Origin of the sequence: Bradyrhizobium commune (genome assembly GCF_015624505.1) — a bacterium.
GTDB lineage: Bacteria > Pseudomonadota > Alphaproteobacteria > Rhizobiales > Xanthobacteraceae > Bradyrhizobium > Bradyrhizobium commune.
On sequence record NZ_CP061379.1, the window covers coordinates 6057226 to 6081126 of the forward strand.

At 64.0% G+C, this 23901-nt stretch carries 20 protein-coding genes; 4 read left to right on the top strand and 16 right to left on the bottom strand.

The features are described from left to right. The first annotated feature begins 256 nt into the window (after positions 1 to 256). Together IC761_RS28415 and IC761_RS28420 are read left to right on the top strand one after the other, a co-directional pair. Positions 257 to 2533: a caspase family protein gene (locus IC761_RS28415; RefSeq protein ID WP_195799981.1), complete on the top strand. Its 2277-nt coding sequence runs from the start codon at positions 257 to 259 to the stop codon at positions 2531 to 2533. A 46-nt stretch (positions 2534 to 2579) separates the two neighbouring features. Then, positions 2580 to 3392, top strand: a complete 813-nt coding sequence (locus IC761_RS28420) for a class I SAM-dependent methyltransferase (RefSeq protein ID WP_195799982.1) — start codon at positions 2580 to 2582, stop codon at positions 3390 to 3392. Here IC761_RS28420 and IC761_RS28425 read toward each other — a convergent pair whose 3' ends face one another. Next, positions 3393 to 4973 (bottom strand): L,D-transpeptidase, encoded by a 1581-nt coding sequence (locus IC761_RS28425; protein WP_195799983.1) that lies wholly within the window; start codon positions 4971 to 4973, stop codon positions 3393 to 3395. A gap of 350 nt (positions 4974 to 5323) precedes the next feature. Here IC761_RS28425 and pstS point away from each other — a divergent pair, with 350 nt between their 5' ends. Next, positions 5324 to 6376 carry a phosphate ABC transporter substrate-binding protein PstS gene (pstS, locus tag IC761_RS28430; RefSeq protein WP_195799984.1) on the top strand — a complete coding sequence of 351 codons (1053 nt, stop codon included), beginning with the start codon at positions 5324 to 5326 and terminating at the stop codon, positions 6374 to 6376. 26 nt (positions 6377 to 6402) lie between these two features. On the opposite strand, the gene IC761_RS28435 is transcribed toward pstS, so the two are convergent. The 15 genes from IC761_RS28435 to IC761_RS28505 all read right to left on the bottom strand — a co-directional run bounded on the left by IC761_RS28435 (position 6403) and on the right by IC761_RS28505 (position 22671). After that, entirely contained in the window at positions 6403 to 7596 is a 1194-nt protein-coding gene (locus IC761_RS28435; RefSeq protein ID WP_195799985.1) for a CaiB/BaiF CoA transferase family protein, read from the bottom strand. 41 nt (positions 7597 to 7637) lie between these two features. Further along, on the bottom strand, positions 7638 to 8849 hold the full coding sequence (locus IC761_RS28440; protein WP_195799986.1) for an ABC transporter substrate-binding protein: 1212 nt from the start codon (positions 8847 to 8849) through the stop codon (positions 7638 to 7640). A gap of 209 nt (positions 8850 to 9058) precedes the next feature. Further along, on the bottom strand, positions 9059 to 9754 hold the full coding sequence (locus tag IC761_RS28445) for an ABC transporter ATP-binding protein (protein ID WP_195799987.1): 696 nt from the start codon (positions 9752 to 9754) through the stop codon (positions 9059 to 9061). After that, on the bottom strand, positions 9754 to 10524 hold the full coding sequence (locus IC761_RS28450; protein WP_195799988.1) for an ABC transporter ATP-binding protein: 771 nt from the start codon (positions 10522 to 10524) through the stop codon (positions 9754 to 9756). The genes IC761_RS28445 and IC761_RS28450 overlap by 1 nt, the downstream gene beginning before the upstream one ends. Further along, positions 10521 to 11813 (bottom strand): branched-chain amino acid ABC transporter permease, encoded by a 1293-nt coding sequence (locus IC761_RS28455; RefSeq protein ID WP_195799989.1) that lies wholly within the window; start codon positions 11811 to 11813, stop codon positions 10521 to 10523. Before IC761_RS28455 ends, IC761_RS28450 begins: the two co-directional genes overlap by 4 nt. Continuing rightward, positions 11810 to 12757, bottom strand: a complete 948-nt coding sequence (locus IC761_RS28460; protein ID WP_195799990.1) for a branched-chain amino acid ABC transporter permease — start codon at positions 12755 to 12757, stop codon at positions 11810 to 11812. The genes IC761_RS28455 and IC761_RS28460 overlap by 4 nt, the downstream gene beginning before the upstream one ends. A gap of 121 nt (positions 12758 to 12878) precedes the next feature. Beyond that, on the bottom strand, positions 12879 to 14111 hold the full coding sequence (locus IC761_RS28465; protein WP_195799991.1) for a branched-chain amino acid ABC transporter substrate-binding protein: 1233 nt from the start codon (positions 14109 to 14111) through the stop codon (positions 12879 to 12881). 230 nt (positions 14112 to 14341) lie between these two features. Continuing rightward, a complete protein-coding gene (locus tag IC761_RS28470; protein WP_195799992.1) occupies positions 14342 to 15466 on the bottom strand; it encodes a mandelate racemase/muconate lactonizing enzyme family protein in 1125 nt (374 codons plus the stop codon). A gap of 39 nt (positions 15467 to 15505) precedes the next feature. Beyond that, positions 15506 to 16543, bottom strand: coding sequence for a tagatose 1,6-diphosphate aldolase (locus tag IC761_RS28475; RefSeq protein WP_195799993.1), 1038 nt, complete (start codon positions 16541 to 16543; stop codon positions 15506 to 15508). Beyond that, on the bottom strand, positions 16540 to 17499 hold the full coding sequence (locus tag IC761_RS28480) for a sugar kinase (protein ID WP_195799994.1): 960 nt from the start codon (positions 17497 to 17499) through the stop codon (positions 16540 to 16542). The genes IC761_RS28475 and IC761_RS28480 overlap by 4 nt, the downstream gene beginning before the upstream one ends. Then, entirely contained in the window at positions 17496 to 18569 is a 1074-nt protein-coding gene (locus IC761_RS28485; RefSeq protein ID WP_195799995.1) for an ABC transporter ATP-binding protein, read from the bottom strand. Before IC761_RS28485 ends, IC761_RS28480 begins: the two co-directional genes overlap by 4 nt. Before the next feature lie 6 nt (positions 18570 to 18575). Next, positions 18576 to 19580: a zinc-dependent alcohol dehydrogenase family protein gene (locus IC761_RS28490; RefSeq protein WP_195799996.1), complete on the bottom strand. Its 1005-nt coding sequence runs from the start codon at positions 19578 to 19580 to the stop codon at positions 18576 to 18578. Positions 19581 to 19587: 7 nt separating this feature from the next. Continuing rightward, positions 19588 to 20415, bottom strand: coding sequence for a carbohydrate ABC transporter permease (locus IC761_RS28495; protein ID WP_195799997.1), 828 nt, complete (start codon positions 20413 to 20415; stop codon positions 19588 to 19590). Between the two features lie 4 nt (positions 20416 to 20419). After that, a complete protein-coding gene (locus tag IC761_RS28500) occupies positions 20420 to 21307 on the bottom strand; it encodes a carbohydrate ABC transporter permease (RefSeq protein ID WP_195799998.1) in 888 nt (295 codons plus the stop codon). Between the two features lie 62 nt (positions 21308 to 21369). After that, positions 21370 to 22671, bottom strand: a complete 1302-nt coding sequence (locus IC761_RS28505; protein WP_195799999.1) for an ABC transporter substrate-binding protein — start codon at positions 22669 to 22671, stop codon at positions 21370 to 21372. 182 nt (positions 22672 to 22853) lie between these two features. On the opposite strand from IC761_RS28505, the gene IC761_RS28510 reads away from it, so the two are divergent. Next, the gene (locus IC761_RS28510) at positions 22854 to 23888 is read left to right on the top strand and encodes a LacI family DNA-binding transcriptional regulator (RefSeq protein WP_195800000.1); all 1035 of its coding nucleotides are present in this window, start codon (positions 22854 to 22856) and stop codon (positions 23886 to 23888) included. The last annotated feature ends 13 nt before the right edge of the window (positions 23889 to 23901 follow it).

Here is a 23901-nt window from a genome sequence, read left to right on the forward strand (position 1 = left end):
GCGACCATTTTATTTGGTCACTTGTCCAAGACAATTAGAGGGAATGGCTAGCGGGTGCAATCTGAATCTGGCCTAGATGTCGTCCTGGCGAAGGTCAGGACGACAGTGTGGAGGCATCTCGCTTCCAGTTAAGCGGCGTCCGTAGCCCGGATACGCGCGCGGTGCTATGCCTCACAGTGCGCGCCAAATTGAATTTGTATTGCGACGCCGGTCGGATATTCTCGCTGCCATTGCATGTCCCGGCTTGGGGGCCGTGATGAAATTCTTGTGTCTGTTTCTTTTCAGCGCCCTGGCGCTTGCTGTCCAGCCTGCAGGGGCATTTGCCGACGAGCGCATGGCGCTGGTGATGGGCAATGCGGCCTATCAGCGCGCGCCGCGCCTCTCCAACTCCGCCAACGATGCCAACCTTCTCGCCGAGACGTTCAAGAAGGCCGGCTTTACCGTCGTCGATGCGCGCAACGACCTCTCGGCCCAGGACATGCGGCGGGCGCTGCGCGATTTCGGCGCCAAGGCACGCAATGCCGACATCGCCGTGATCTACTATGCCGGCCACGGCATCGAGATCGACGGCAACAATTATCTCGTGCCCATCGATGCCCAGCTCGAGAACGACACCGACGTCTATGACGAGACCATCGGGCTCGACCGCGTGCTGGTCGCGATCGAGCCGGCCAAGCGACTGCGTCTTGTCATCCTCGATGCCTGCCGCGACAATCCATTTTCGAAGAACATGAAGCGCACCATGGCGTCGCGTGCGGTCGTGCGCGGCCTCGCCAAGGTCGAGCCGTCGAGCCCGAACACGCTGGTGGCGTTCGCCGCCAAGGCCGGCTTCACCGCGCTCGATGGCGATGGCAAGAACAGCCCCTTCGCCACCGCACTCGCGCACCATCTGGCAACACCGGGGCTCGATCTGCGCAAGGCGTTCGGCTATGTCCGCGACGAGGTGCTCCAGGCCACGACCAATCGGCAGGAGCCCTTCATCTACGGCTCGCTCGGCGGCGATGATGTGATGCTGGCGCCGGCGGCAGCCCCTGCTCCGGCGCCCGTTGCAACCGCCGATACGAGCGCCTCGCGGGACTACGAGTTCGCCGAGCGCGTCGGCACGGTGGAAGCCTGGGAATCCTACATCGCGGCGCATCCAACCGGTTTTTACGCCGATCTCGCGAAGGCTCAGCGCAACAAGCTCGCAGCGGCGGTCGAGCCGAAGAAGCCACCGGCGCAGGCCGCAACCGCTCCGCCGCTCGCGCCCGAAGTCGCAAAACCGGTCGCCGCGCCGAAACTCGCAGCAGTTCCCGCCACCGTCACGCCATTCGCGCTCACCGGCTCCCCGACCAGCGAGACGAAGAGCATCGCTGCCGTGCCGGCGTCGACCTGCACCACGCGGACCGCGCGCCGCGGCAACGATGCCGTCGGCGGCCCCTTCATTCCGGTCTCGATCAAGCCCAATGTCGAGGGTGCGAGCGTCCGCACGATTGCCGTCGCTCCCAACGGCCGGGAGATCGCCACTGCGGGCGACGACGGCGTGATCCGACTCTGGGACGCATCCTCGTTCCGGCAGACGCGCGTGCTGCGGGGCCACTCGGGGCCGATCTACGCGCTCGACTACTGGACCGACAGCACGCTGCTCGCCTCCGCGGGATGGGACGGCAAGGTCAAGGTCTGGGATCTCCGGAGCGACGGCCAGAGCCTGACCTTCGATGCCGGCGCAAAACAGTTCACGGTCGCCTTCGCGCCGGAGTCGTCGCTGAAATACCTGGCCTCGGCCGGCGAGGATGGCGTGGTGCGGATCTGGAATATCCAGAGCCGCGAGCTCGCCAAGAGCAAGCTCGATCATCAGAGCGCCGATCCCGCGCGCGCGGCCGTGCGTTCGCTGAGCTACGCGCCCTCCGGCTCCGGCGAATTCGTCTCTGCCGGGTTCGACGGCAAGATCCGGTTCCATCGCACCAGCGGCGCGATCGACGCCAAGGACGCCTACGGCCGCAAGGCACTGCGTGTCGCGTATTCTCCCGACGGGTCGCGCGTGGTCAGCGCTGGTTCCGACGCCGAGCTCGGCTCCGCGAGGATATTCGACGTCAAGAGCGGCGCGTCCCGCCCTCTGATCGGGCACAAGGACTATGTCGTGTCCGCGAGCTGGTCCGCCGACAGCCGGCGGATCGCGACGGGCGGCGGCGGACACGACAAATCGGTGAATCTGTGGGACGCCGACAGCGGCCGGATGCTGGCAAGCTTTGCGGGCCATCAGGAGGATGTCGAGGCGGTCGCGTTCTTCCCGGGCGGAACGCGGCTGATCTCCGCCAGTGAAGACAAGACCATCAGGGTGTGGGACATCGCGGAGCGGCGGCTGCTGCTGACCGCGATCGGCTTCGGAGACGACGGCTATGTCAGCTTCACACCCGAAGGCTGCTATGCCGGTTCGAATGGCGTTGAGAGCCGGCTCAGCGTCTTCAACGGCAGCCGCTATGAGCTGATGTCGCTGGACGCCCGCAAGGCGATGCAGGAGCCGGCGGGCTTTACATCGCTGCTGGCGCGCTAACGCACCCGTCCAACCCCGTTGTCTCCAGCCCTTCAGCGAGGCAAACATGTCCGCCACCGACAAGGTCTTCGCCGGCTCGATTCCAGGGATCTACGACGAATATCTGGTCCCGCTGATCTTCGCCGATTATGCCGGCGACATCGCCAAACGCGTCGCGGCGCTCTCGCCCTCGGTGCTGCTTGAAACGGCGGCAGGCACCGGTGCGGTGACGCGCGCGATCGCGGCCGCGCTGCCGGGTCATGTTCGCTACGTCGTGACCGACCTCAACGAGCCGATGCTCGCGATCGCGGCGCAGCGCCAGGGCAAGGACGACCGCATCTCGTGGCACCAGGCGGACGCCGCGGCCCTGCCCTTCGGGGACGCCAGCTTCGACGTGGTGTGCTGCCAGTTCGGCGCGATGTTCTTTCCGGATCGCGTCAAGGGCTACGCGGAGGCGAAGCGGGTGTTGCGGCCGAATGGCGCCTTCGTCTTCAATGTCTGGGACCGCATCGAGGACAATGTGTTCGCGAACGAAGCAACCGATGTGCTCGGACAAATGTTTCCCGACGATCCGCCGCGCTTCATGGCACGGACACCGCACGGCTATCACGACAAGGCCGTCATCAAGGCCGATCTGGAACGCGCGGGGTTCAGCGACATCGCGATCGAAACGCGACCCGCGATCAGCCGCGCGCCGACGGCCGAGCAAGTCGCGTTCGCATATTGCCAGGGAACGCCGCTGCGCAGCGAGATCGAGGCCAGGGATGCGAGCAAGCTTCAGGCCGCGACCGATGCCGTCGCCGAGGCGATCCGGATCAAGCATGGATCCGGACCGGTCGAGGCGAAGATTCAAGCGCTGGTGATCACGGCCCGGCCGTGATTACCAGAAGCTCCGCTGCATCGGCTGCGCCGGCTGGTAGTACTGGTACTGGCCGCCGCGCTGACGGCGCTGCACCGGTTGCGGATTGGGATCGCGCTGCCCAAAGAAGAAGAAACCGTTGCCGCCAAAACCGTTGCCGCCATTATCCCAGCCGTCATCGCTGGCAACGGCCATGGGAGGCGCGGTCGGCCTGCGTGTAATGAAGCCGCCCTGGGGCTGATTGTTCAAGACCGCGACGAACTCGGTGCGGTAGTTGGTCTCGGCACTCAGCGGCTCGTCCGAGATGATGATCGACGACCGCGGCAACGCCGTCGGCGCGATGCGATCGAGCACCTCCTGCGGGAAGGTGATGCGGTCGAGCGCGTTCTTGGCGGTGTCGCCCTCGTCGATGGAGACCACGCTCCAGCGCAGGCCCGTGTCGGTCTTCGCCATCGCCGTGAAGATGTGCGTGCCGAGCGGCTGGTCGGGATTGCGGATGGTGACGGGCACTTCGATGCTGGTGTCGAACACCTCGCCGCCGCCATCCGGTGCCGGCTTGTGCGTGTTGCGCCGGACGTAGAGCTTTTGCGTTGCGCGACTGATGTAGACAGAGACCGGCTCGAGCGCGAGCTTGGCGTCGGTTGCAGCCTTCACGGCATCGGCCTTTTTGGTCGCAGCCGCCTTGGCGGCGTCCTTGGTGGCCGCCACCGCATCGCGCTTCGGCTGCGCGGCGGTCTTGGCGGCGTCGAGCTGGGTCGCAGCATCCGCAGCCTTGGTCGCGGCCTTCTGCTTCAGCTCGTCGGCCTTGGCCTTGGCCTGATCGGTCTTGGCATTCGCAACCAATTTATCGGCATAGGCGTTCTCGGCGTCGGCGCGGGCCTTCTGCTGCTCGAGCTTGCGCAGCGTCGCCGGAAGCGATTGCGCCTCTTTCGCCGCCGCTGCTGCAGCCTTCTTGGCTTCGTCGGCGACCCGCGTGGCCTCTTCGGCCTCGACGGAGAGCTTTTGGGCGCGCGAGGGCGCTGCCGCGATGGCCTCCTTGCTCGGCACGAACAGCGAAGGGTGCGAGAAGTCGATCGGCGCCGCGTCGTTCGGCGAGATGATCACCCGCATGCCGATATTGGTCTTGTCGAACAAATTCTCGGCAAAGCCGAACGGCATCCGGACGCAGCCATGCGAGGCGGCATAGCCCGGCAGCGGCCCGCCATGCAGCGCGATACCGTTCCAGGTGATGCGCTGCATGTTCGGCATCCAGGCATCATCATACATGGACGAGTGGTGATCCTTGTCCTTCTCGATCACGGCGAAGACGCCGGCCGGCGTCTCGCGCCCCGTCGTGCCGGTCGAGACCGGCGCGCGCAGGATCCAGCCCTCGGCATCGTAGAAAGTGACCTGCTGGCTCTTGATCGACACCACCGCCATCATCGGCTCGCCGGCTTCGCGCGGCGCGACCGCCTCGACGGTCTGGCGCGGCTGCTTGGCCGCCATGGCGCCCGTGGTCAGTGCCGCCAGCGCGGCTGCGGCCGCGAACGTCATCACAATTCCGGGAGGCCCCCAACGCCGCATCGCTCCATTGGATTGCGCCGTCGTCAGTTGGTCTTTCATGCCATACCCCGGTTGCCAGTCCGCTCTTGCGTCGATCACATGTCAGACTGCGATCTTTGGATTAAGAAATCGCAGCCACCATCCGTTCCGTATCCGGCGATATTCGGACCGTACCGGCGGCAAATCACTCTTATACGACGGCCCGCGCGGGCGGAAGGGCGGGCCGTGGCCGGGGCTGGCGAACGGGCGTGAGCCAACTAACCGCAACCGGGGACGGCCGAGACAGCTGGATGTGACCGGGATCACGGAATTATTCATCGGAAAAACAGAACTCGACAATTTCGGCAAATATTACAGTTTTGTGACATAAGCCACAGAGGCTTCCGATTCGTGCTGCTAGCCTCGCACGCATGATGAAACATTTCAGGCTCCCGATCGTCCTCGCCGCTCTGGTCGTCGTCACGCAAAGTTTCGCTGCCGAGACCACAGGTGCAGGCTCAACCTTCGTTTCGCCCGTGATGGCGAAATGGATCGACATCTACAAGGCGAAGACCGGCAACACCGTCAGCTATCAGGCGGTGGGATCAAGCATCGGCGTCGGCCTGATCAAGAAGGCCGCCGTTGATTTCGGCACAACCGACATGCCACTGGATCCAAAACAGCTGGAAAAGCTCGGCTTGATCCAGTTTCCGATCGTGATCGGCGGCGTCGTTCCGGTCGTCAACGTCGACGGCGTGAAGCCGGGCCAGATGCACTTCACCGGCGAGGTGCTCGCCGGCATCTATCTCGGCAGGCTCAAGGCCTGGAATGATCCGGCCATTCGCGCCATCAATCCGGATCTCAAGCTGCCGAACGCGCCGATCACCGTCGTGCATCGCGTCGACGGCTCCGGCACGACGTTCAACTGGTCGAACTATCTGTCCAAGGTCAGCCCGCAATGGAAGACGAGCGTCGGCGAAGGCACCGCGGTCGAGTGGCCGGTCGGGCTCGGCGGCAAGGGCAATGACGGCGTCGCCTCCCTCGTGAGCCTCGTGCCCGGCTCGATCGGGTATCTCGAATATGCCTATGCGCTGCAACGGCTCGACAAGATCTCGTTCGGCGTGGTGCAGAACAGCGCCGGTCATTTCGTCGTCCCCGACGCGGCATCGTTCCAGGCCGCAGCCTCAAGCGCGGACTGGACGGCGGACAGGGACTTCCATCTCGTCCTCACCAACGCGCCGGGCGAGGATGCCTATCCGATCACGGCCACGACCTTCGTGCTGATGCCGAAGCAGCCGAAATCTCCGGAACGGTCCGCGGCGGCCATCGACTTCATTCGCTGGTCGCTGGAGAACGGCAAGTCGCAGGCCGAAACGCTCAACTACGTTCCGCTGCCGCCGACCTTGATCGAGCAGGTCGAGATGTACTGGCAGCAGAGCTTTGGACCGGCGACCATGACGGCGTCAGCCGCCGGCAGGCGGTAACGGACCGACGCAAGCGCGGCGCGCCACTACGGCGCGCCAATCGCCTTGTTCGTAATCAGCGCTTCAATTTCCGCGTCACTCATCCCAGCTTCGCGCAACACCTCGCGCGAATGCTCGCCGAGGCGCGGCGCCATGCGGTGAATGCCGGCCGGGCTTTCGGAGAATTTCGTCGCAGGCCGCGCCTGGCGAATGCGACCTTCGGTCGGGTGATCGATGTCGGCAAACAATCCGACGGCCGCAAGGTGCGGCTGATCGCCGATCTCGGTCAGCCGCGCAAAAGCCGTGTGGGGCACGTCGAGCCGCAGCAGCAATTCCTCCCACTCGGCCGTGGTGCGGGTCGGCCCGATCTCGCTCATGCGATCGTAGACCTTGTCGATGTTCTGCGAGCGCAGCACGGGATCGCGCACGCCGAGCTCTTCGATCAGCTCTGGGCGGCCGACGGCCTCGAAGAAGGCGCACCAATTGTCCCCCGAATAGGGCAGCATCGTCAGCCAGCCGTCCTTGGTCCGCACCGGGCGCCGATTCTTCATCCGCTTGTACCCGGTCGGGCCGATCGGCGGATCGAAGGCGTGTCCGCCCAGCATCTCGATGCTGTTGAAGCCCGCGATCGTCTCCAGCATCGGCACTTCGACGAACTGGCCCTGCCCGCTGCGCTCGCGCCGGAACAGCGCGGCGGACACCGCGCCGACCATCGCCATCGCACAGATCTTGTCGCCGACGAGGCTCGGGATGAATTCCGGCTCCTCGTCCGATCCGATCGACGATGCGAGCCCCGAGGCCGCCTGAATGATCTCGTCGAAGGCGGGACGTGCCGCCCACGGGCCGTCCTGCCCAAACCCGGTCGCCGCGGCATAGATCAGCCGCGGATTGAGTTTTGCGCAGGCCTCATAGCCGAAGCCGAGCCGCGCCATCGCGGCGGGACGCACATTGGTGACGAGCGCATCGACCGTCGGGATCAGCCTGGCCAGCGCCGCCTTGCCGTCCGGATGCTTCAGGTCGAGCGCGAGGCTGCGCTTGTTGCGGTTGACCGCCATGAACTGGCCGCTCATGCCGCGGTTCCGGAACACGCCGGTATAGCGCCAAGTGTCGCCCGTCGGCGGCTCGATCTTGATGACATCTGCGCCCCAATCGCCGAGCATCTGCGCCGCATAGGGACCGAACAGCACGCTCGTCAGATCGAGAACACGGATGCCGCTGAGAGGACCGGTCGGTGTCGTCATGTCATCACTAGGGCTGGAGGAAGCGATCGCGGTGGGGCATGCTATTCGCCAAGCACGTCGCCGAACAGCTCCCAGGACTTGCCGTTGAAGCGGGCCATCTGCAATTGCCGGATCGGCGTGACCTGCTCGGCGGAGGTGTTGAGCTTGATGCCCGGCAACAGCATCGGCAGCTCGACATCCCTGAACGACTGCGCCTGCTTCATCAGATTGGCGCGCGTGAGGTCATTGCCGGCACGTTGCAGCACCAGCTCCATCATCTGCGCCATGGTGTAACCGGTGACGTTGAAGATGTCGGCGGGATCGGCGCCGGAATTGTAGGTCTTCATCCATTCGCGCCAGGCCTTCATGCCGGGATCGTCGGCCCAGCGCGGATCGCCGGGATCCTTCTGGAATGCGCCGGTGACGATGCCGACGGAATTTTCCAGTCCCGCAGGCACCAGCACCGAGCCGACGGAATTGGAGACGGCCGGAAGAATGATCTGCGGCTTCCAGCCGAGCTCAGCCGCCTTCTTGATCGCCTGCGCCGCGAATTTCGGCGTGCACTCGTTGAACAGCACGTCGGCACCGGCGGCCTTGAACTTGACAATCTGGGAATCGACGGTCGGATCGGTCGTCTCGTAGACGGCCTCGGACACGATCTGACTGACGTGCTCCCCTAACCCTTGCTTGAAGCCCGCGAGATAGTCGCGGCCGGGATCCTCATCCGGCGTGATGACGGCGATCTTGGCGTCGGGCTTGTTCGCCAGGATCCACTTGGCGTAGAGCCGCCCCTCGGTCCGGTAGGTCGGCTGCGAGCCCGTGGTCCAGGGGAAATGCTGCGGATCGTTCCAGCGGCTGGCGCCACTCGACGGGAACAGCTGCGGGATCTTCTTGGCATTGAGATATTTTTGCGCCGCGATGTTCGGGCCGGTGCCGAGCATCGAGAACATCGCGAAGACCTCGTCGCTCTCGGCGAGACGCCGCACCTGCTCGACGGTCTTCGCCGGCGAATAGGCATCGTCCATGCTGAGGAGCTCGACCTTGCGGCCGTTGATGCCGCCCTTTTCGTTGAGCATCTTGAAGTAGGCGATTTCGGCGCGGCCGATCGCCGAATAGGCCGAGGCCGGCCCCGAATAGGGCATGGTCTGCCCGAGCTTGATCGTCGTGTCGGTCGCGCCGGTATCGTAGTTACCGGCCAACGCGACAGACGCGGCACCCAGGACCGCAATCAGCGCGGCAGCTCCACGGACGAAGTCGAATTGTCTTGCCGGCATGTTCGGCATCTCCTTCCCTGGCAGAGTGCATCGACATTGGCCTCACAGGCCGCCGTCAACGTCCTCCAGTTCTGTTCTTGGTTATCGTCGGCCGCACGGATGTCGGCAGTCGCGACGATACCTCGATTAAGGGGCGTGAGATGTAGCGCAGAATTCAGATGCGTATGCGCAAGCCGCAGCCGTTCACGAGCACGTCACCTGAGGCGACGTCAGACTTCGAGCCATTCCTGCCGTACGGCGGCATTGGCCTTGAGCTCATCCGGCGTGCCCTCGAACACCACGCGGCCGTGGCCCATGATGTAGACGCGCTTCGAGATGCGCATCGCGATCGACAGCTTCTGCTCGACGAGGAGAATGGCGACGCCGGCCTGTGCGATACGGGCGATGAGATCGCCGACCTGCTGCACGATCAGCGGCGCGAGGCCTTCGGTCGGCTCGTCGATCATGATCAGGTCGGGATCGCCCATCAGCGTCCGGCAGGTCGTCAGCATCTGCTTCTCGCCGCCCGACAGCACGCCCGCGGCGGTGTCGGCGCGCGCAGCGAGATTGGGGAACATGTCGAGCATGTCCTGAAGCCGCCATTTGCCGGGGCGGCGCGTGTCCTTGACGCCGAGCAGCAGATTCTGCCGGACCGTCAGGCTCGGGAAGATGTCGCGATGCTCGGGCACATAGCCGAGCCCGAGGCGCGCGATCCTGTAGCTGGGAAGGCCGGCGATGTCCTTGCCCTTGAAGCGGACCGTGCCTTGCGGGGCGACCTCGCCCATGATCGCCTTGACCGTGGTGGAGCGGCCGACACCGTTGCGGCCGAGCAGGCTCACGACTTCGCCGGCGCCGACGTCGAGATCGACGCCCTGGAGAATGTGGCTCTTGCCGTAATAGGCGTGGAGATCCCTGACCTCGAGCATCAGTGCGCTTCCTCGCCGAGATAGGCTTCCTTGACCTTCGGATCGCGCCGGATCTCTTCCGGCGTGCCCGAGGCGATGATGTGGCCATAAACCAGGACCGAGATGCGGTCGGCAAGGCCGAACACGACGCTCATGTCGTGCTCGACGATGACCAGCGTCTTGCCCTCGGTCAGCCGCCGGATCAGCGACACCGCACGATCGGTTTCGGCGTGGCTCATGCCGGCGGTCGGCTCGTCCAGCATAACGACGGTGGCGCCGCCCGCAATGGTGATGCCGATCTCGAGCTCGCGCTGCTCGGCGTAGGTCAAAAGGCCCGCCGGGACGTCGCGCCGATGCATGAGATGGATGTCGTCGAGGATCTGGGCGGTGCGCTCGCGCACTTCCGGCAGGCTGTCGACGTTCTTCCAGAACGCGTAGCGATGCCCGGTGGCCCACAGCACCGCGCAGCGCACATTCTCCCAGACCGTCATGCGCGCGAACACGTTAGTGACCTGGAACGAGCGCGACAGGCCGCGCCGGTTGATCTCGAATGGCCTGAGGCCTGAGATCAGATCGCCGTTGAGTTTCACCTCGCCCGAAGTCGGCGCGATGTGGCCGCTGATCAGGTTGAACGTCGTGGACTTGCCGGCGCCGTTCGGGCCGATGATGGCGTGACGTTCACCCGTGGCGACGCTGAGATTGAGGTCGCGGATGATGCCGACATTGCCAAAACGCTTTTCGACGGCGCGGACTTCGATGGCTGCGCGCTTTTCAGATACCGCTCCGCTCATGCCAGATACCCCCGGTCACGGGCGACCGTCGCAGCCCGGTCCCACGCCTCCGCAATCCTCCGCCAGGTCAGCCGCGCAACGAAGAAGCCGCCGACCGCGAGGATCGCCGCAGTGATCCATGTCACCGGCGAGGCCGGGTTGAAGGCGATGCCGAACAGATTGATCGGGTCACCGCCGGAGAAGCGCGCAACCGTCTCGGTGACCAGGATGACGCCACAGGCCAACGCAATCGTAGGCACGATCGCGACAAGATAGGACGGGATCACGGTCCACAGTGTCCCGGCGCGGATGAGCGGGCGGTGCATCATCAAGAGGCCGGCAATGCCGCCCGGCGAATACATCACGATGCCGATGAAGATGATGCCGAAATAGAGCTGCCACGCGGTGGTGAGATTAGTGAGCCCAAGCTGGAGATAGGTGACGAGGATCGCACCTAAGATCGGGCCGAAGAAATAGGCGGTGCCGCCGATGAAGGTCGAGAACAGCACCAGGCCAGACTGGATCGCGCCGAGATAGGCGGAGTTTGCGATCTCGAAATTGATCGCGGCGAGACCTCCGGCAATGCCGGCGAAGAACCCGGCAAAGCAGAATGCGAGATAGCGCACGACATGCGGATCGTAGCCGATGAACTGGACGCGCTCGGGATTGTCGCGGACCGCGTTGCAGATCCGTCCGAGCGGCGTCCGGGTCAGCGCGTACATCGCGATCGCCGACAGCACCAGCCAGAACGCGATCAGATAATAGACCTGAAGCTGCGGCCCGAACGACCAGCCGAGCATTTTTGGCAACGCAGTGCGGTCCGTGGTGATGCCGGCCTCACCGCCGAACACCGAGCGCAGGATCAGCGAGGACGACGCCACCAATTCACCGATGCCGAGCGAGATCATCGCGAACACGGTGCCGGCGCGCTTGGTCATGACCCAGCCGATGATCATCGCAAAAACAAGACCGCCAAGCCCGCCGAACAGCGGAATGAACGGCAGCGGGATGGGCCAGCCATGGGAGACCACGGCGTTCATCATGTGGCAGGCAGCAAAGCCGCCGAGGCCATAATGGACCGCATGACCGAACGACAGCAGGCCGGTCTGGCCGAGCAGGATATTGTAGGAGAGCGCGAACACGATCGCGATGCCGATCAGGCTGAACGACGTCCGCGAGCCGCCGGACGAAAAGATCATCGGCAGGACGATCAGCACGGCGATGCCGATCAGCCAGATACCGTAGAAGCGCAGGTTTCCGCCGGCAGGGTTTGCCGCCGCCTTGGATGTCGCAGTCGCAGCCGTGGTCATGATTCGCGCGTCCCCATCAGGCCCATGGGGCGCACGATCAGAATGATCACCAGCAGGAGATAGGGCACGATCGGCGCGACCTGCGCGACCGTGACGTTCCAGATATCCGTGAGGACGGAGGGCCCGGCCGACGGATCGAGCGGGCCGAACGCGCTCGCCAGCGAGCCGTCGAGCGCCACGGCGAAGGTCTGCACCAGGCCAATGACAAGCGACGCAACGAACGCACCCGGCAAGGAGCCGAGGCCACCGAATACGATGACCACGAACAGGATGGGCCCGAGCGACGCGGCCATGTCCGACTGTGTCACCAGGGCTGGTCCGGCAATCACGCCGGCAAGAGCGGCCAGCGCACTGCCGACCCCGAACACCAGCATGAACACACGTCCGACATTGTGGCCGAGATGCCCGACCATGTGGGGGTGCGTCAGCGCCGCCTGGACGATGAGGCCGACGCGGGTGCGCTTGAGCACGATCAGCAGCGCCACGAAGATGATGACCGACACCGCCAGCATGAAGATCTTGTAGGCAGGATAGTTGGTCGAGAAGATCGTGAAAGCCGGGAAATCCAGCAGCGCCGGTACGCGATAGTCCAGCGGGCTCTTGCCCCAGATCATCGAGACGATCTCTTCGATCGCAAACGCCAAGCCAAACGTCAGCAGCAGCTCGGCGACATGGCCGTGCTTGTGGGTATTGCGCAGGCCGTAGCGCTCCACCGCCATGCCGATGGCGCCGACCAGCAGCGGCGCCAGCACCAGCGCCGGCCAGAAGCCGATCCACTTCGTGAGCTGGAAGCCGAAGAAGGCGCCGAGCATGTAGAAGCTGGCATGGGCGAAGTTGAGCACGCCCATCATGCTGAAGATGACGGTCAATCCGCTCGACAGCAGGAAGAGCAGCATGCCGAACAGCACGCCGTTCAGGGTCGAAATGACAATGAGTTCAAGCACAGCGCACTCATGGATATCCGGGGCCGCAGGGCCCCGGCGAACATCGTTCAACCAACAAAATGTATTTCCAGCCGCCTTCCCGCGTCCGATGACGACCGCGGAAGAGCAACGTATCCCGCGATTACGGCCGCGTCATCTTGCAGGTCGTGGAGACCATCGCCTGCGGCGTGTCGATCCTGGAGACCAGATGCCAGCCCCAGCCCGTGCCCTCCTCGTCGAACGGCTCGCTCTCGGTCAGCTTGCCCAGGGAGGAGATGTAGATCGGCTGGAGGAACTGGTGGTCGTCCTTGCGCATAATGCCGGTACCGCCATCCAGGACCTCAAACTTCAGATCCTCGAGCGCCGCCGCCACCTTCACGGGATCGATCGAGTTGGCCTTCTCTGCCGCCGCCTTGAACATCCGCATCTCGTTGACCGCCCGCGGATACCACAGCGACAAATTGACCTTGGCGCGGAACGCCTTCTCGTAGTCCATCGCGGCCTTGTTGCCGGAGTTGGCAAAGCCCTCGGTGATCTGGAAGACCTGATGATCAAGACCGGTCTGCTTGACGGCAGTGGGACCGCCGGCACCGCCCGCATAATAGGTATACCAATTGACCTTCAGACCAGCATCCGCCGCCGCCTTGAGCAGCAGCGCAAAATCCTGACCCCAATTGCCGGTGACGACGCTGTCGGCGCCGGAGGCCTTGATCTTGGCGATATAGGGCGAGAAGTCGGTGACCTTGAGCAGCGGATGCAGCTCGTCGCCGACGATCTGGATATCGGGGCGCTTCGCACCCAGCATCTTGCGCGCGTCGGTGCGCACCGACTGGCCGAACGAATAATCCTGGTTGATCAGGTACACCTTTTTGATCGACGGGGTGTCCTTCATGTAGTTGGTGAGCGCTTCCATCTTGATGTCGGAGCTCGCATCCCAGCGAAAGTGCCAGTAGCTGCACTTCTCGTTGGTCAGGCTCGGATCGACGGCGGCGTAGTTGAAGTACAGCACTTCCTTGCCGGGATTGCGCGTGTTGTTCTTGGCGACGAAATCCGACAGCGCCGCACCGACCGACGAGCCGTTGCCTTGCGTGATGTAGTGAACCCCGGCGTCGATGGCCTTCTGGGCCTGAACCAGGCTCTCCTGCGGATTGGTCTTGTTGTCGAGCGGCACGATCTCGATCTTGTGGCCGAGAATGCCGCCCTTAGCGTTGAGCTCGTCGGCCAGATATTGGAATGTCTTCAAACCACCCTCGCCGACACTGGCGCCGCCGCCGGAGAGCGGATCGATGTAGCCGATCTTGATGGTGTCCTCAGCCGACGCTGCATGACCGAGCATCGGGGCGATCACGGCAATGGCCAAAGTGAGCTTGCGCATTATTGTTTCCTCGCTGGCTATCGACTTTAGTCGATGGGCTTTTTGCGCATGTTGCAGCGCAATTTCAGGTCTCTAATGAGCAGAATGGACTTTGCTTTTCAAGCGCATCAGGACATGGCTCGAGCTCGCGCTATGAAATGTGATGCGGCTGCCCATGTCTCCTCAGCATTCCGCGACAAGGAATAGAACGCAAGCAGGAACTCGCATCGATCGCATCGTGTCAGCGCCCATTATAGGCTGCGATAATCCGCGATCCCCGACAGGTCGGGCGTGAACCCAAGACCCGGCTCCTCGCCGAGGATGATCGTACCATCCGTCACATCGGCCACGGCACCGCAGAACAGATCGCGCAGCGGATTGTCGTTGGCGTCGACCTCGAGCCAGCCATCACCGCCGATGCCGGCCAAGAGATGCGCAGAGCCTAGCAGCCCGATGCCACCACCGAGATAATGCGGGCAGAAGGTCTTTCCCGATTTCAGAATGTCGCACGCAAGTTCAGCGCAGGCGCTAAGCCCGCCCCATTTCGCGATATCGGGCTGAACCACACCGAGCACCTCTTCAGCCAGGACCTCCCTAAAGCCCGCGACGCTGGAAATGTTTTCGCCGGCTGCAATCGGCATTTTCGCGCTCTCACGCAGCCTGCGCCATTCGTCGCGCGGCCGATCGACGCGGATCGGCTCCTCCAGCCAGCGCAGATCAAACTCGGCAAGCCGCGGCAGCATCGTCAGGGCCTGATCGACAGACCACCCCTGATTGGCATCCGCCGCAAGCATGCCGGCGCCGACGATGGCGCGCAACGCGGCAAGGTTAACGAGGTCGGTCTCGGCGCCGAACCCGATCTTCAGCTTCAACGCAACGTGGCCGCGCTTGAGGACGGCTTCGGCGGTTTGCGCGGCACCGCCGGGATTGATGCCGCTGGCGTAGACCTTGATCCTGCTCGACTGGCCGCCAAGAAGCCGCCACAGCGGCAAACGCCGGCGTCGCGCGAAGAGGTCCCACAGCGCGAGATCGATGCCCGAAATCGCCTGTGCGAATGGCCCGGGCTCACCGCATTGAAGTGCCAGCACCTCCGTACCGCTCGTCAACGTCTGGAACGCCTGCGCGGGGCTCTCGAGTTTGCGCCCGACCAGGCCGGGCGCGAGCACCTCGTTGACGAGCCGGGCGCGATGCTCCGCGCCCGGTGCAGGGAAATTCGACCAGGTCTCCCCCCATCCCTCGACGCCGTCTTCGTCGACAACGCGAATGAAGACGGCGGGGCGGTTGGGCATTTTTCCGAACGAGGTCACCACCGGCGTCGCCAGCGGATAGCGATAGCAGAACGCCTCGATTGAGCGGATGGAAAAGCTGTCAGTCATGTTGCAGATCCTGCGAGACCGCGCGGAGCCGCCACCATCTCAATAGGCGCGCGCGAAGTCACCTTCCTGCTTGATATCGGTGAACACCGGAAAGCGCGCCTTCCACGGCGTGCCCTTGGCCGTGGTCAGCTGATTGAGCCGCTCCAGCACGTTAAGGCCATCCCTGCGCAGGCTTGCCGACACCGCGGCGCGGTCCGGGAAATTCTTCAGGACGGCATCGAGCCAGATGGTGCGGCCCGCCAGAAATCCGCTTGCGCCCGCGGCATAGGAATAGTCGAGAACGCGCTCGAACTTCTCCGGCGCGGCACCGCCGGACAGCAGCACCCAAGGGATGCCGTGTTCGCGGCAGATATCGCCAATCGCGTCGAACTCCTTCTGCGAGGCCTTCGCTTCCGCGCTACCGTCGCGGGCCGGCAGGCCGTTGGCCGCGAGCGGGCTTTCCAGCTTGAGGAGATCGACGCCATATTCAGGCTTCGCAAACTCGCGCACGCTGTCGATGACGAGACCGGGAAGTTTGCCGGGCGATTCTACATAGTCGGCCGTGTGGTTCGCACTGCCGAGGAATGGATAGACCAGCAGCTCGAGAACGTAGGGAATGTCGTGACGGGCGCAATCCTCGCCGATCTCGCGGACAAACCGCTTTTGATGTTCGTTCACGACCGGGTCGGCGTCCGGCCGGTACCACGCCAGCACCTTGACAGCATCGCCGCCCATAGCGCGGATCTTCTCCACGCTCCAATTGGCGATCGCGCGCGACTTGCGGCCGCCCGCGGTTTCGTCGACGCGGTGCTCCTCCAGCGTCATGATCAGGCCGCAGCGCGGCGGCAAGAGATCGATCGCGGCAGGCACTGCGAAATTCGGATCGAACAGCATCGAGCTGCAATGCGGCGCCAGGTTCTCGACGAGCAGGCGCTTCGCCGCCGTGACATCGGAATATTCGACCTGCTCGCGCGTGATGCCCTTCGCCTTGGCAAGGGCATCAAAGAGTGGCGGTCGCTGGTCTAGCGCGACCATGCGAAAGTGACCGTCCGCGTCGGCGAGTCGTGCCAGGCCGCGGTTCTTTCCAATCGTTCTCATGGCTTCGTCCTCATGAATGCAAGACACTCGTTGATATCGGGGATTCCGTTGCGGCCACCGGCATGGCCACATTTCATCGCAGCCGCCGCGGCCGAAAACGCCATGGCCTCGCGCACATCGAGGCCAACGCCGATCGCGAGCGCATAGGCACCGTGAAAGACGTCACCCGCGCCGGTGGTGTCGACGACATCGACAGCATAGGCGGCCAGCCGATGCAGCCGTGCATTCTCGTACCAGCTCACGCCCTCCTCGCCGCGGGTGACGGCGATGACGCGGCAACCGAAGCGCGCAAGCGCCGCGAGGGATTCGTCACGGGCCGAGCCCGCAAAGGATGCAAGCGCTGGCTCGGAGAAAATCGCGTGGTCGGTCAACGGCAGCAACCGCTCGAACACTTCGGCATCCGCCACGTCGCCGTCGAGTACGGTCGGAATGCCGCGCGAGCGCGCTTGACGAAACAATGTCGCGGCGGCCTCCACCCAGCGCGGGTCGGTTAGTGCGGACGATGCACCGGCGACGGTTTCAAGTGGAAGCCAGTCCGCCGCTTCCGGATACTGGCCGCGGAAGTTTACGATCTGGCGTTCGCCGGAGCTGTCCACGATGATTCCGGAGACCGACGAGCGGCCATCGGGAAACAGGCGGAAATTCTCGACGTCGACGCCTTCGGCGATGAAGGCCGATTTCATCTCATGGCCGGCCGCATCGTCCCCTGCCCGCCCCCAGAACGCGACGGACGCGCCGAGCCTTGCCACCGTGACCGCGGCATTGGCGGCCATGCCGCCGCCAAGAGTGCCGTAGCCGGTGGCCTTGATCTTCTCGCTCCCTCCCGCGAAGGGCCGATCGACGCGCCAGACCTGATCGAGCGCCGACAGGCCAAGGCAGATCACGTGTACCGGCCTCGCGCCCGACGCGATGTCGGCCAGCGCCGAGAGATCTCCGATGTTTGCCGACGCACTCACCGCAAAACCTGTCCATTGCTTGCATCGAACAGATGCGTCTTGCCCGGCTGCGATCGTAGCGTGATGCGATCGCCGACCTTCGGCCGCAGCGACGGATCGACCCGCGCGATGGCGGAGACGCCGGCGAGATCGAAATGGATCAGCGTATCCGAGCCGAGTGGCTCGACCAGCTTGACGTTGATCGCAACAGCATCGGCGGCATCCGCTGCCACAGCAAAATGTTCAGGGCGAATGCCGAGCACGGCGCTGCCGGCCTGCCGCAGCCGGGTCGCGGTCTCACCATCCAGCGGCACCATGGTTGCTCCTTGCGAGAGAATCGGACGCTCGTCGCGCCATTCGACCGGAAAGAAGTTCATGGCCGGCGAACCGATGAAGCCCGCCACGAACTGGTTGGCCGGCCGCTCGTAGACCGTCTCCGGCGTGTCGTATTGCTGGATCGTGCCGCTCTGAAGCACCACGATCCGGTCCGCCATGGTCATGGCCTCAATCTGGTCATGGGTCACGAAGACCATGGTGGTCTTCAGTTCTTGCGACAGCGCCTTGATCTCGGCGCGCACCTGTCCGCGCAGTTTCGCATCGAGGTTGGACAGCGGCTCGTCGAACAGGAACGCCTTGGGATTGCGTACGATCGCGCGCCCCATGGCGACGCGCTGGCGCTGACCTCCGGACAGTTCCTTCGGCTTGCGATCGAGATAGGGTTCGATGTGCAGGAGCGCGGCCGCTCGCTTCACCCGCGCGTCGATCTCCGCCTTCGGCGTCCCCCGCAGCTCCAGCGCGAACGACATGTTGTCGTAGACCCGCATGTGCGGATAGAGCGCATAGTCCTGGAACACCATCGCGATGTCGCGCTGCGCGGCCTGGACGCCGTTGACGCGCTTGTCCCCGATGTAAAGGTCGCCGGACGAAATCGGCTCGAGGCCCGCGATGATCCGCAGCAAGGTCGACTTGCCGCAGCCGGACGGGCCGACGAAGACGACGAATTCATGGTCCGCGATCTCCAGATTGAGGTCGGGGATCACGGTATAATTGCCGTAGCGTTTGACGAGATTGCGGATCGAGATTGAGGCCATGATCGCTCAGTCCAGCGCCAATACCGGCTTGATCAGCTCGCCTTTGGCAAAACGGGCGAAATTCTCAGGTAGGGCCGACAGGCCGAACTCACCATCGACCAGGACGCGGTATTCGTCCTTGTATCTGCGCAGCAGCTCGACATTCGGCTCGAAATCCGAGACCGGGAAGTAGAAGGTCCGGATCATATAAAAATCCTTGCGGCGAAAGACCTTGCCTTCCTCGATGGTCCAGGGCGCGGCGTTCTCGCCGACCAGCACCAGTGCGCCGCGCGGCAGGACCAGCTCGATGCCGAGATTGCGCGCGGCATGCGCGCCGGAGCATTCCATGATGAGCGCGAAACGTTTTGACGTATCGCCGACCGGATGCGTTTTCGCGCCGAAGGATTGCGCGATCTTCAGGCGCGCTGCATTTGGGTCGGCCACGTAGATGTCGTTGTAACCGAGCGCGTGGAGCGCCAGCACGACGCCGAGGCCGACCGGCCCCGCGCCCATCACGAGCACCGGCCCGGCCTCACCCGCCGGCACGACGCGGCTGACGAAGCGCACAGCGTGGCCGGATGTGCCGATGGCGTCGAGCAATAGCGGCGCGAGACTGTCCTCGATGTCGTCGGGCACCGGGAGCAGGCAGTTCTCCGGCACCGGCACGTATTCGGCGTAACCGCCGGGCCGGTTCCAGCCGATCAAGCTGGAGACCGCGAGGCACATCTGGGTGTCGCCACGCTTGCAGGCGGCACAATGATCGCAATGAAGCGGGATATAAACGGCGCAACGACGGCCGTGCAGGCGATGGCTGGGTTGTTCGACAACGCCAAAGATCTCGTGGCCGGCGGTGAACTCGGCACCCTTGTGCCAGAGCTTGAAATCCGAACCACACAGCGCGGTACGCGAGACGCGCAACAGCACCTCGCCGCTCCCGACGTCCGGCATCGCGACACGTTCGATGGTGATGCGGTCGTTGCCGTGGAAGACCGCGGCCTGCATGATCGCATTCGGACGGGGTGACACATTCATCGGATACCTAGCCTTTCACCGCGCCGAGAGTCAGTCCGGACACCAGCCAGCGCTGAACCAGGGCCGCCAGCACCAGCGGCGGCAACGCGATCAACGTCGCAGCCGCCATCAGCGCGCCCCATTGCGTCGAGCCTTCGCCGATGAAGTTGAAGGCCGCCGCGATCAGCGTCTTGGTGTCGCCGTTGGAGAGCACCAGCGCAAACAGGAAATAGTTCCACGAGAACACGAAGGCGAGGATCGCCGAGACCGCGACACCGGACGCCACCAGCGGCAGCGCGATGCGCCAGAGGATACGCGTGACGCTGCATCCGTCGACCTGCGACGCCTCGAACACGCTGCGCGGGATGCCGTCGAAGGACGGCAGCAAAACCCAGATCACGATCGGCAAGGTGATGACCGCATGGCTGAGGATCAGCGCGGTGTAGGAGCCGATCATGCCGACCTGCCGGAACATCACGTACCATGGCAGCAAGAACAGCGTGCCGGGCGCCATACGCGCCGCCAGCGTCAGGATCGCCGGCCAGGAGATGCGCGTCCATGAGACGGCAAAGGCCGCAGGAATCCCGAACAGCAGACCGAGCGCGGTCGAGCCCACCGTCACAATGAGACTGTTGAGCGCGTAGCTCAGGAACGGCGTGGTCCTGGTCAGCTCGACATAATTGTCGAGCGTCGGCGTGAAGACCAGCGTCGGCGGATAGGCGGTGACCTCGAAGGACGGCTTGAACGAGGACAGCACCATCCAGACCGTCGGCGCCATGATGATGATTCCGGCCAGCACGAGCTGCACCGAATTCAGCCAGCGGATCCAGCGGTCGGTGTTGGCGGCATCGCTCATGACATCACCATGCCACCGCGCCGCGCAGGCGGTTGAAGGCAAGGACGGCGCCGAACACGATCGCCGTCAGCGTCAGCATCAGCGCGCTGGCATAGCCGATGTTGAAGAATTCGAAGCCGACCCGGAAGCCGTAGATGTTGAGCGTGTTCGAGGCGTTGCCGGGACCGCCCTGGGTCGTGATGTAGATGATGTCGAAGAAGCGCAAGAGGTCGACGCTGCGGAGGATGGCGGCGGCGACGATGGTCGGCAGCAGCAACGGCAGCGTGATGCGCTGGAAGGTCTTGAACGCCGACGCACCATCGATCTGGGCGGCCTCGTAGACGCTCGGCGGCAACGACTGCAATCCGCCGAGCACGATCAGGGCGACATAGGGCGTCCACTGCCAGCTATCGATCAGCGCGACAGTCGGAATGACCCAGGTCGGCGAGGCCAGCCAGTCCGACGGCGGCAGGCCGAACGACTGGAGAATGTAATTCGCGGCGCCGAGCGACGGATCCAAGATCACCAGCCACATCATGCCGGCCACCACCGGCGGCATCATGAAAGGCGAGATGAACAGCGAGCGCACGATTCCCGGCAGGCGCTTGGTGTGAAACAGCACGAGCGCAAGCCAGACGCCGAAGACGAGTTGCAGCACCAGCGACAGCACGAACAGCGCGATGGTGATCCACAGCCCGTGCCAGAACTCGTAGTCGGAGATCAGCTTCGAATAATTGGCGAGACCCGCGAAGGATTGCTTGCCCGTCTGGGAAAAACTCAGGAAGCCGAGCCAGACGGTATAAACGACCGGAAACGCGATCATGGCGAGCGTGAAGACCACAGCCGGCGCCGAGAGCGCCGACATTTCCAGCCTCTGCCGGTCCTGCGTCAATGTCGCAGCCGTGTCCGACATGCATCCGTTTCCTTGATCGGGTGAGGTGCCGGCACGCCGCGAAGCCAGCCGGCATCGGGCGGTTAGTTCAGCGCGATCAGCGCATCGAGCGCCTTGTCGGCATCCGCGCAAGCCTGATCGACGGTCTTCTGCTTCAGGATCAGATCCTGTACCGCCTGCCCGATGAACTCGCGCGATTGCGGATTGGCGACGATGGGATAGCCGACTTCGGATGAGCCCTTGGTGGCAAGCACGTCGAGCGCGCCTTGCCATTCCTTACGCACGGGCTCTTCGTCGATCCACTTGCGGTACTCGGGATCCTTGGCGACTGACGGACGCGGCGGGGCAATGCCCTGGAGCGCCATCTTCTTCTGTACCTCGGGGCTGGTCGCCCATTGCACGAAATACCAGGCCGCGTCCGGTTGCTTGCTGTGCGAGGACACCGCCATGCCCCAGCCGATCGTGGTCGGCACCTGGCCGGCATCGCCCGCCGGGAACGGCAACAGCCCGGTGTCCTTGAGGCGCGCGCCACCGTCCATCACCGTGCGCAGCTCATTGGACGATTCGAACGCCATCGCCGCACGGCCGCTGCGGTAAAGCGCGGAAATTTGCTGGAAGCTGTAATTGACGACGCCGGGCGGCCCGAAATCGCGCAGCAACCGGCTATAGGTGTCGAGCGCCTCCTTGCCCTTAGCGGAGCACAGGTTCGACTTGCCGTTGGCGATGTAGGTCCCGCCGATATTGTGCAGCATGTTGCTGAACGTGTAGGCGACCGCGGGCTTGAGGCCACGCGAGACGAACGGCGTCACCGTGCCGTCGCAGCTCTTGATCTTTTCGGCGGCCGCCTCGACGTCCTTCATGGTCTTCGGCGCCTCGATGCCGCACTTCTTGAAGATGTCGGTGCGGTAATAGAAGATCGGGCCCTCGATGTTCATCGGCATGCTGGTCAGCTTGCCACCGAAGGTCGCAGCCTTCAGCAGGGCCTGGCTCAACCCGTTGGGGTCATAGTCCTTGGCGACATCGTTCTTGGCCATCACGGTGAGATCGGCATACCAGCCGGCGGACGCGAACTGCTCACCCTCGCGCGACGGCAGCGTCATGTATACGTCGACCTCGTCGCTGTTCGCGTTCATGACGGTGACCAGACGCTGTCGCATCTGCTGTTCCTGATAGCCGTCGACCTTCAGGGTCATGCCGGTCAGCTGCTCGAAATCGGCCTTGTAGGTCAGCAGCGCCTGCGACACCGGATTATTGTTGGCGAGAAAGGTGACCGTCCTGCCCTCGAACTTCATCCAGTCGAAATCGGCTGCGCGCGCCTGCGCACTGACCGCGGCAATTGCGAGAACCGGCAGCACGACGCGTGTCGCGAGCATCCTGGCCTTCATCGAACTCTCCTCCCGGCTGGCCGCCTTATGTTGGCGGCCCTTTTTGAACAGGGCCTGAAAACGGTTACATCTTAAGCGTCATGCCCGCTGTGTCAAGCGATGGACATGCAGCAAAATCTGCGGCAGATTTGTGGGGATATCACTACCATACAGCCTGCCGAGCGAAATGTAACGTTACATCCATGCGATTGACAAACGCCAAGTCTGCAAAGCAGGGCATCCGCGCCGTTGCGGCCCGCGCCGGCGTGTCGACCGCATCCGTCTCGCGTGCCCTCAACAATCCGGACGCGGTCAGTCCGTCCTTGCGCGTCCGCATCGAGCAGGCCATCGACGCGCTTGGCTACATTCCGCATGCGCCGGCGCGCATCCTTTCGTCGCGCCGCTCGCGAACACTCGGCGCAATCGTGCCAACGATCGACAACACGATGTTCGCGCGCGGCATCGCCTCGCTCCAGCAATATCTGTCGTCGGTCGGGTACATGCTGTTTCTCACCACGAGCGGCTATGATCTCGACGTCGAATTGCAGCAGGCGCGTAATTTGATCAGCCGCGGCGTCGACGGCCTGGTGCTGCGCGGCGATTGCCATCACGACGGATTGCGCAAGCTGCTCGCCGACAACGCGGTGCCCTTCATCAATGTCGGGATCTACCAGCCCGACCGCCCTTACCCGTGCGTCGGAACGGACAACGAGGCCGCCGCCCATCGCGCGGCCGCGCACGTTATCGAGCTTGGTCACAGCCGTATCGGCATTGTGTCGGCACTCCAGCGCAACAATGATCGCGCCAGCGCGCGCGTTGCCGGCTTTCGCCGCGCGCTGACCGGGAACGGCCTCGAATTGCCTGCGCAATGGCACGTCGAGGTGCCCTACACGCTGGACGATGCTCGCGAAGCGGCTCGTTATCTCCTGAACCTCAAGGACCGTCCGACGGCCGTGGTCTGCGGCAACGACGTCATCGCCTACGGCGTGTTGCTCGAGGCTGAGCGCAGCGGCTTTTCAGTGCCGCGCGACCTGTCGGTCGTCGGCTTCGACGATCTCGACTGGAGTCGCCATCTGCGACCAAGCCTGACCACAATCCATGTTCCGACAGGAGAAACCTGGCAGCGCGCCGGAGAATATCTGGTGCGCAGCCTCGCCGGCGAGCAGACCATCATGCACCGCGAGATCGACTTCTCGCTAGTGGTCCGGGAATCGACGGCGCCGCCCCCTCAATCCTGACGTGAGACCTATC